The sequence below is a fragment of the Blastococcus sp. VKM Ac-2987 genome (genome assembly GCF_026967805.1).
Classification (GTDB): domain Bacteria; phylum Actinomycetota; class Actinomycetes; order Mycobacteriales; family Geodermatophilaceae; genus Blastococcus.
Genome location: NZ_JAPVBG010000001.1, coordinates 378,298 through 387,132, shown reverse-complemented (window position 1 = coordinate 387,132; position 8,835 = coordinate 378,298). Strand labels below are relative to the sequence as shown.

Below are 8,835 nucleotides of genomic sequence, written 5' to 3'. Positions count from 1 at the left end.
CCTGCACCGCCCCGGGCTCGTGGCGGGCGGCGCCGCCCGGGACCACGGCGGTGCGCGCCCTACCGGTCGCGCAGTTCCCGGCGGAGGATCTTGCCGGTGACCGTCTTGGGCAGTTCGTCGACGACGACCACGCTGCGCGGGTACTTGTAGGCGGCCATGCGCTGCTTGCAGTGCGCGATGAGCTCCTCCTCGGTGGCCGTGGCACCAGGGCGGAGGCTGACGAACGCCTTGACCGTCTCGCCGCGCTTCTCGTCGGGCACGCCGACGACCGCGGACTCCCGGACGGCGGGGTGCTCGGCCAGCACGTCCTCGACCTCGCGCGGCCACACCTTGTAGCCCGACGCGTTGATCATGTCCTTCTTGCGGTCGACGATGAACACCCAGCCGTCGGGGTTCATGAACCCGACGTCGCCGCTCTTGAGCGCACCGCCGGGCAGGTTCGCCGCCGTCTCCTCGGGCTTGCCCCAGTAGCCGGCGACGACCTGCGGCCCTTCCGCGACGATCTCCCCGATCTCGCCGAGCGGCAGGTCGCGGCCGTCGTCGTCCTGGATGCGGACGACCGTGTTCGGCGCCGGGACCCCGACCGACAGCGCCCCCGAGGTCGGGTCGACCGGTGAGGCCGAGCCGAACGGCGTCACCGTCATCGGCGACGTCGTCTCGGTCAGCCCGTAGGCGTTGTGCACCTGCTTGCCGGTGGCGGCGAGGAAGCCCTGCTCCGCCGTGGGGCTGATCGCCGCACCGCCGGAGTAGATGGACGTGAACGACGTGAAGGCATCGCGGCTGAACCCCGGCGCGTTGAGCAGCGCGCTGAACGCGGTGATGGCACCGATGGTGAACGTCGGGCGGTGCTCGGCGAACGCGTCGAGCACCACCTGCGGCTCGAACCGGTAGGCCAGGACCAGCGGCGCCGGTGCCAGCAGGCTCACCGCGATGTGCCCGATCAGCCCGGTGATGTGGAACAGCGGGGCGACGCCGAAGATGGCGCCGCCGTCCTGCCCGGCGTGCACCCAGTCGCGGTAGACCTGCGCGGTGAACACCACGTTCCGGTGGGTGTTCATCGCCCCCTTGGGCACGCCGGTGGTGCCCGACGTGTAGGTCAGGAAGGCGACGTCGTCGGCCCGGAGGCCGACCGGCGGCGGGACCTCGCCGCGGTGGGCCGCGATGAGCTCCAGGAGGTCGGTCGTCCCCTCGTGCCGCTGCCGGGTCGTGCCGGCGAACAGCCGCTCGTCGTCGCGGGTCTGGAACTCCAGCTCGCTGGTGGTCAGCACCAGGCGCACGTCGGTGTCGGGCACCACCTCGCGGGCCACCTGGTCGTAGAGGGTCTCCAGCGACAGCAGCACCGCGGCCCCGGAGTCCTTGAGCAGGTAGGACAGCTCGCGCTGCCGGCTCATCGGGTTGATCGAGACCATGGTGCCGCCGGCCTTCCAGGCGGCCACCATCGCGATGACGAACTGGGGCACGTTCTGCAGGTAGACCGCGAGCCGGTCACCGGGGCCGAACCCGTGCGCGAGCAGGCCGGTGGCCAGCCCGTCGCTGAGCTCGTCGAGCTCCTGCCGGGTGATCATGCCGTCGAAGTACCGCAGCGCCACCGCGCCCGGGTCGCGCGTGACCCCGGCACGGAACATCTCCAGGGCGGTCTCGAACTCGATGGTGTAGTCGGCGGGCTGGTCCCCGTAGAGCTTCAGCCAGGGCCGCTCGTCGTAGGCGCTCATGCCGGCCGGCCTACTTGATGACGACGGGGTTGACCGGCGTGCCCGCCGCCTTCGCCACCTTGAGCGGAGCGGCGACGTAGAGGAAGGCGTACCGCCCGTCCTCCGCGCAGTCGGCCGCCAGCTGCTCCAGGTCGGCGATCTCGGTCAGGGTGACGCCGAGGTTGCGCATCAGGGCGCTGTGCAGCACCAGGGCGACGCCGGTGTTCGGGTCGAAGGTGACCTCGTTGGCGATCGTGTCGGTGACCAGGTTGGGGATCTCCATGTCCTGGAACCACTGCACGAGCTCGGGGGAGTAGACCAGCCCGGGCTCGTTGAAGCCCTCGTAGAACGCCTCGCCCTGCTCGTGGAACAGCTGCAGGAAGTTGGTGCGGATGACCAGGATGTCCCGCTTCTGGATCGGGGTGCCCTGGGCCTCCGCGCAGGCGACGAGGTCCTCGTGGGTGAAGGTCTCGCCCTTGTCGAGGGTGGTCCTGCCGCGGAAGCGGGCCATGTCGAGCAGCACCGCCCGGCCGACGACGCCGCGCTGGGCGATCGGCTCCACGCTGGCCTTCTCCAGGCCGCCGACGGTGGTGCGGGCGTCGTAGCCGTTGTAGATCTTGCCGTCGTACCAGAGGTGGCCGAGGGCGTCGTACTGCGTCGAACCCTGCAGGTAGGCGTCGATCTTGTCGTCGGCGTAGTGCAGGCCGCCGGGGTACTCGGCCCCCTTGCCGCCCTCGTCCCAGTCGCTCTCGTCCAGCACCTGGGTCCGGACGGCGGGGGTGCGGCCCGGCCACACCGGGTCGCCCTTGGGGTCGCCGATGAGGCGCTGCAGCGTGAAGACCTTGCCCGAGCTGACCAGCTTGACGGCGGCGAGCACCTGCTCCGGGCCGAGGTAGTTCAGCGCGCCGACCTCGTCGTCGGGCCCCCACTTGCCCCAGTTGGTGGGCGCGTCCTTGAGGAGCTCACCGAGGTAGGGCGCGGTCGCGGGGGTGTCGGTCACAGAGGCCTCCAGGGCTGGTCGAGGGCCCGTCCGTCGACGGGCGGGGCGATGTCCTGGACTATTCGCCGGTGTGGTGTCGACCACAACCACCGTGCAACATTCGCTGCAACCGATCAGCGCCCCCGACCACCCCGAGCAGCCCAGGGAGATCCCATGACCAGCACCGTGCCCGGCAACCCGGAGTCGGTGTTCACCTACGGCGCGCCGCAGCTGAAGTTCGGCAGCGGCGCCTCCGACGAGATCGGCTACGACCTCAGCCGCTACGGCGTGCGCCGGGTGCTGGTCGTCACCGACCCCGGCGTCGCGGCCACCGGCCATCCCCAGCGGGTGGCCGAGCAGATGGACAAGTTCGGCATCGAGGCGCGCGTCTACGACGGCGTCCACGTCGAGCCGACCGACCTCAGCCTGATCGCGGCGATCGACGAGGCCCGCGCCTCGGGGCCGTGGGACGCGTTCGTCGCCGTCGGTGGCGGATCGAGCATCGACACCGCGAAGGCGATCAACCTGCTCACCACCAACCCCGGTGAGCTGATGGACTACGTCAACGTCCCGGTCGGCAAGGGACAGGCGCCGCCGGAGCCGCTCAAGCCGCTGGTCGCCGTCCCGACGACGACCGGCACCGGGGCGGAGAGCACGACGATCTGCGTGATGGACGTGATCTCGGCCCGGGTGAAGACCGGCATCAGCCACGCGCGCCTCCGGCCGACCCTGGCTGTCATCGACCCCGACCTCACCCGCAGCCAGCCCTCGGGCGTCACCGCGGCGTCGGGCATGGACATCCTGTGCCACGCGCTGGAGAGCTACACCGCCCGCTGGTACACCACCTACGACCACAAGTCGCCCGAGCAGCGGGTGCCCTACTGCGGCTCCAACCCCATCTCGGACATGTGGTCGGAGAAGGCGCTCACCCTGCTCGCCGGGTCCTTCCGCACCGCCGTCCGCAACGGCGACGACGTCCAGGCCCGGTCGGACATGGCGATGGCGGCCACTTTCGCCGGCATGGGCTTCGGCAACGCCGGCGTGCACATCCCGCACGCCAACGCCTATCCCATCGCCGGGCAGGTCAAGGGCTTCCACCCCAAGGACTACCCGGGCGACGAGGCGATGGTGCCGCACGGGATGTCGGTGGCCCTCACCGCGCCGGAGGCCTTCCGGTTCACCTTCGAGGCCTCCCCGGAGCGGCACGTCCGGGCGGCCGAGCTGCTCGCGCCGGGCGCCGAGCGCCCCTCGGACCTGGCGGAGTTCCTGCCCACCGTGCTCGCCGACCTGATGCGGGACATCGACATCCCCAACGGCGTCGGCGCGGTCGGCTTCGCCGAGGGCGACATCCCCGACCTCGTCGACGGCGCGATGAAGCAGCAGCGGCTGCTGGCCACCTGTCCCCGCGCGGTCACCGAGGACGACCTCGCCGGCATCTTCCGGCGGTCGATGGCCCTCTGGTGAGCGGGCTCAGCGGGGGGCGATGACCGTCTTCGTCACCTGCCCGGTGGCGACCAGCTGGCCGTCGACCGTGGCTTCGGCCCGCATGAAGGCCACGGCGCGGCCGCGGCGCAGCACGGTGCCGACGACGTCGACGGTGGCCCCGGCGCGCACCGGCCGCAGCAGCGACGCGGCGACGTCGTGGGTGACCGCGTGCTCGCCCTCGCCGAGGCCGGGCAGCAGGGCCACGAACGAGGCGACGTCGAGCAGCGCGTAGACGATGCCGCCGTGCAGCATCCCGGCCGGGTTCTGCGCGGCCGGGCCGACGGGGAACCGGATGCCGGCCGAGGGGTCGGCCTCGTCGCGCAGCTCCACCTCGAGGAACCGGTGCAGGGGGATGTCGAGCACCGCCTGGATGCGGGGATCACGAGCGCTGTCGGAGGGCACGGGCGGAACTCCTCGGGGTGGGGCGCGGCAGGCTAGCGGCCGGGGCCGGGGGCCGTCGGCGACGCTGTGGAGACCTCCGATCGTCCACAGGCCCCTCCGCGCGGCTCCCGGCGGGTGCCCGCGCCGCCATACGCTCGCCGCCGGTCCGGGAGTCGGAGAGGCGGTGGTGGGCCGTGTACGGAGATCCGGCGGCCCTGGACGCGCTGGCCGACGAGCTGTCCGGGCGGGCCCGGCAGGTCCGCGCCGCGGCCGACGAGCACCGGCGCGACGGGGACCGGGCCCGCTGGGTGTCGGACGCGGCCACCGCCTACCGCCGGCAGCTGGCGGCCGACTGCGCGGCGGTCGACGCCGCGGCCGAGGGGGTGGACGCCGCCGCCGAGCTGCTGCGCCGGCACGCCGACGAGGTCCGCGAGCGGCTCGCGGCCATCGCCCGCGCCGAGCGCGAGGTCCGCGCCTGGCTCGCGGAGCAGGCCGCCCACGGCGGCGAGCTGCTCGAGGAGGTGGGCGGCGTGCTCGGCGAGCTGCCGGAGGCCGGGGCCGACGCGTGGCGGCAGGCGTCGTCGCGGCTGAGCCGGCTGGGTCTGTGGTGACCGGGACCGTGCGCATCACCGTGCGCACCGGGACGGCGCCCCCGGCCCCGTCCGCACCGCCGCGGCGCCTGGTCCTGACCGCCGCGGAGTGGGCCGTGCTGGTCGAGGGCCGGCCGGGTGACCTGCCGCCGGCGTTCCGTCCGCACCCGGTCGGGCTCGCGGAGCGGGACGCCGCCGTCGCCGCGCTGACCGGGCGCGGGGTGCTGCGCTCTCCGGGCGGCGCGGCCGAGCCGGTGCCCGCCGTCGCGGCCGACCTGGCCGTGCTGCACCACCCGCTGCTCACCGTGCGGCTGGCGGTCGACGGCCGGGGCGGGGCGCGGCACGGCTGGTTCGCCGTCGGGGCCGGGGGAGTGGTGGTCGTGCTGACCCTGCCCGACGGCGGCGTCGAGCTCTCCCTCGCACCGGCCGCGCGCCTCGGGGCGGAGCTGTCCCGGGCGGTCCCGGAGGCCGCCGTCGTCACCGGGTCGGCCACCGAGGGCGGCTCTCCGCCGGCCGAGGTGCTGCCGGCCGGGGTGCTGCCGCTGCACCTGCTGGACGGCGCAGTCGCGGGAGGACAGCCGCCGACCCCGGAGGAGGCGGCGCTGGCCGACGAGCTCCTGCGGCGCACCGCCGGGTCGCTGCGCTGCCTGGTGCTGGGGCGGACCGGGAGCTCGCTCGGGGCCGGGCAGGTGTCGTGGCTGGCCACGGACGGGGGCTGGGCCACCCTGCGGCCCCGCCCCGCGACCGCGTCGCCGCGGCTCGTCGAGGTGGTGCCGGTGCGGCCGGCCGACCTCGGGGTGGAGATCGCACCGACGGTGGCCGCGCTCCTGGCGGCCGGGTCGTGACCGCACCGGGGATCACGGTGAGCGGCGGGGCCGGCGGCATCGAGGCCGACCTGACCGACCTGGCGACCCTCGCCCGCGGCAGCACCGGCCTGGCCGAGGAGCTCGCGCTCACCAGCGCCCGCTGCCACCCGGTGCTCATCGACCCGGACCTGCTGGCCTCCGCGGCGCTCGATCCGGTCGGGGTGGCCCGGATCGAGGCCGCGCTCATCGAGGCGCTGGACGGGCCGGACGGGCTGACCGTGCTCGCCGCCCGGTTCGCCGCCCGGGCGGTGGGTCTGCAGGCGGCGGCCGGCGCCTACGAGGCGGCCGACCGCGCACTGGCCGAGCTGGCCGACGACCTGGAGTGGGCTGCCGGCTTCTTCTGGCCCGCCACGGTCGGGGGGCTGCTCGTCAGGGGGGTCGCCCGGGTGGCCGCCGACCCCACCGGTGCCGCCGTCGACGTCGCCGTCCTGCTCGCGGACCCCGAGCGCTGGCTGACCGAGCACCCCGGCCTGGTCGACGACGTCATGGGCGCCGTGCCCGGGGTCGGCAGCCACGTCGGCGTGCTGACCGGCGGGCTGGCCGGAGGGTGGCTCGGCGGGGGCGACGTCGGCGTCGCGGCCCGTCGGCTCGGCCGGTTGTGGCCGGACGGGAGCCCGGTGGTGACACCGCTGCCCGCCGAGGTCTCCGGCCCGGCGGTGGTCGCGCCGCGGGGGGTCGACGACCTGCTGGGTTCGCTGGAGGTCCGCGCCCGCCGTTCGGGCTCCGGGCCGGACACGATCGCCGTCCGGGTGGTCACCCGCGCGGACGGCAGCACCGCCTACGTCGTCGACATCCCGGGCACCGCCGATTGGAACGCCCCGCTCGGGCCGGTGAACCCGGAGACCCACGACCTGGGCACCAACGTCCGGGTGCTGGGCGGCGAGGCCACCACCCGCCAGCGGGCGATCGCCGAGGCGCTCCGGCGGTCGGGGGCCGGGCCCACGGACCCGGTGATGCTCGTCGGCCACAGCCAGGGCGGGATGGTCGCCGCCCAGGCGGCTGCCGACGCCGGCACGGCCGACTTCGACTTCGACGTGCGCACCGTGGTCACCGCCGGCTCGCCCATCGCGCGCGCCGACGTGCCGCCGTCGGTGCAGGTGCTGGCGCTGGAGAACGTGCACGACGTCGTCCCGCAGCTCGACAGCCGTGCCAACGACGACAGCCCGAACATCACCACGGTCACCTTCGCGGGGCAGCACGGCAGCATCGGGGACAACCACGGCATCGGGACGGCGTACCGGCCGGCGGCCCGGGCCGTCGACGCGGGCGACGATCCCTCGCTGGCCGCCTTCCGGGCCGCCGCGGCGCCCTTCCTCGTCCGGCCGGGCGAGGAGGCGGCGGTGGTCGCGCACGTCTACGAGATCGGGCGGAGGTGACCCGGTGCACGCTCCGCACAGCCGGGCCGGGACGCGGCGTGCCGCCCGGCCCGCTCCGGCGTCGCGGACGGCGGAACAAGGCGGGCCACTAGCGTTGGGTCATGTCGCGGAGGCGGGTGGTCGCGGTCGTCGGGGGAGCCGTCGTGCTCCTGGTCGCCCTGTCGGTCCTGGTCCCGGGCAGCCCCACGCGGGCCTTCGTCCGGGGTGCCGTCCACGCGCAGTGCCACACCTGGGTGGGCGACGAGGGGGACCGCTCCCTGGCGGTCTACGGGGATTCGATCAGCCACGCGGACAGCGAGCCCCGGTTCGGCTTCCACGGCCGCCGCTCCTGGTACTCCGCTCTCGTCTGCTCCGACCGGTTCACCGACGGCGGCAACGCGGCCGTCCCGGGGGAGACGTCGGCGGAGGTCCTGGCCCGCCTGGCGGCGGATGCACCGCAGGTCGACGTCCTGGTCGTGCAGGCCGGCACGAACGACCTCCGCCTCGGGGTGCCGACGGAGGAGACCGTGGCGAACCTCCGCGAGGCCGTCCGGCTCGCGCAGGAGGCCGCGGGCACGGTCGTGCTGACCACGGTGCAGCCCTGGCACGACACGGACGCCACGGAGCTCAACGACGCGGTCCGCCGGCTGGCCGCCGAGGCGGACGTCGAGCTGGTGGACTTCGCCGGCGTGCTGGGCGACCGCAGGCTGACCCGGGACGGCGTCCACCCCTTGCCGGCGGGCGCCCACGAGCTGGCCCGGCTGGTGGCGGAGGCCACGACGTAGGAGACCCCGCGTCACTCCCCGAGGACGTCGGTGTTGCCGGCCCGGGCGGCCTGGAGGCGGAGCAGCTCGAGCTCGGCCCGCACGGCCGACAGGTCGCCCGACGAGCGCAGCAGGTGCGCGAGCGCGCCGGCGTTGTCCGCCCGCGCCGCGCGGGCGAGCTCGTCGAGGAGTTCGCGCAGCGCGCCCTCGTCCTCGCCGTGCCGCACCAGCCGGGCGACCCCGTTCACGGTGCTGCGTACGTCCTGCAGGAGCGGGGGGAGCTGGCGGACGGCGTAGTCCAGCAGGACCACGAGGTCGAAGGGCAGCCGCACCAGCGCGACCAGGGCGGGCAGCGGCCCGAACCGGGCCGGGGGCGGCGGGGTGGCGGGACCGAGCTCATCGGGGGTCATGCACCCCGGCTACCCCGGACCCCGACGAGGTACGGGTGGGCGAGCCGGGCCGTGCCGACGGTGAGCACGACGCCGATGGTCATGCCCAGGGTGTTCATCGCCCAGTCGTTGGTGTCGCAGGCCCGCCCGGCGGCCGGTACCAGGGCCTGGAGGGCCTCGATGACGGCCGATGCCCCCGAGCCGACCGCCAGGACCGACCACGGACGCCGCGAGGCCAGCGCGGCGAAGAGGACCACGGGCAGGAACAGCGCCACGTTGGCCAGCAGCTCGACGCGGGTGAGCGTGGGGAGGGCGAACTGCACCGTGCAGACCAC

Annotated in this window: 10 protein-coding genes; 5 read left to right on the top strand and 5 right to left on the bottom strand. The window is 74.8% G+C overall.

The window, feature by feature from the left end; all coding sequences use genetic code 11:
- Positions 1–59 precede the first annotated feature (59 nt).
- Positions 60–1,712 (bottom strand): AMP-binding protein, encoded by a 1,653-nt coding sequence (locus tag O2W17_RS01835; RefSeq protein WP_269190687.1) that lies wholly within the window; start codon positions 1,710–1,712, stop codon positions 60–62.
- Positions 1,713–1,722: 10 nt separating this feature from the next.
- Positions 1,723–2,691: a cyclase family protein gene (locus O2W17_RS01830; protein ID WP_269190686.1), complete on the bottom strand. Its 969-nt coding sequence runs from the start codon at positions 2,689–2,691 to the stop codon at positions 1,723–1,725.
- A 153-nt stretch (positions 2,692–2,844) separates the two neighbouring features.
- Here O2W17_RS01830 and O2W17_RS01825 point away from each other — a divergent pair, with 153 nt between their 5' ends.
- Positions 2,845–4,134: a hydroxyacid-oxoacid transhydrogenase gene (locus tag O2W17_RS01825; protein ID WP_269190685.1), complete on the top strand. Its 1,290-nt coding sequence runs from the start codon at positions 2,845–2,847 to the stop codon at positions 4,132–4,134.
- A gap of 6 nt (positions 4,135–4,140) precedes the next feature.
- Here O2W17_RS01825 and O2W17_RS01820 read toward each other — a convergent pair whose 3' ends face one another.
- Entirely contained in the window at positions 4,141–4,557 is a 417-nt protein-coding gene (locus tag O2W17_RS01820) for a PaaI family thioesterase (RefSeq protein ID WP_269190684.1), read from the bottom strand.
- A gap of 173 nt (positions 4,558–4,730) precedes the next feature.
- Between O2W17_RS01820 and O2W17_RS01815 the strand changes: the two genes are divergently transcribed.
- From O2W17_RS01815 to O2W17_RS01800, 4 genes are all read left to right on the top strand, one after another.
- Positions 4,731–5,147: a hypothetical protein gene (locus tag O2W17_RS01815; protein ID WP_269190683.1), complete on the top strand. Its 417-nt coding sequence runs from the start codon at positions 4,731–4,733 to the stop codon at positions 5,145–5,147.
- A gap of 8 nt (positions 5,148–5,155) precedes the next feature.
- Positions 5,156–5,971 (top strand): hypothetical protein, encoded by an 816-nt coding sequence (locus O2W17_RS01810; protein ID WP_269190682.1) that lies wholly within the window; start codon positions 5,156–5,158, stop codon positions 5,969–5,971.
- On the top strand, positions 5,968–7,368 hold the full coding sequence (locus tag O2W17_RS01805) for a PGAP1-like alpha/beta domain-containing protein (protein ID WP_269190681.1): 1,401 nt from the start codon (positions 5,968–5,970) through the stop codon (positions 7,366–7,368). The genes O2W17_RS01810 and O2W17_RS01805 overlap by 4 nt, the downstream gene beginning before the upstream one ends.
- 101 nt (positions 7,369–7,469) lie before the next feature.
- Positions 7,470–8,132 (top strand): SGNH/GDSL hydrolase family protein, encoded by a 663-nt coding sequence (locus tag O2W17_RS01800; RefSeq protein WP_269190680.1) that lies wholly within the window; start codon positions 7,470–7,472, stop codon positions 8,130–8,132.
- 11 nt (positions 8,133–8,143) lie between these two features.
- Here O2W17_RS01800 and O2W17_RS01795 read toward each other — a convergent pair whose 3' ends face one another.
- Both O2W17_RS01795 and O2W17_RS01790 read right to left on the bottom strand, forming a co-directional pair.
- Positions 8,144–8,521 (bottom strand): hypothetical protein, encoded by a 378-nt coding sequence (locus O2W17_RS01795; RefSeq protein ID WP_269190679.1) that lies wholly within the window; start codon positions 8,519–8,521, stop codon positions 8,144–8,146.
- The gene (locus O2W17_RS01790) at positions 8,518–8,823 is read right to left on the bottom strand and encodes a VanZ family protein (RefSeq protein WP_269190678.1); all 306 of its coding nucleotides are present in this window, start codon (positions 8,821–8,823) and stop codon (positions 8,518–8,520) included. The genes O2W17_RS01795 and O2W17_RS01790 overlap by 4 nt, the downstream gene beginning before the upstream one ends.
- Positions 8,824–8,835 lie beyond the last annotated feature (12 nt).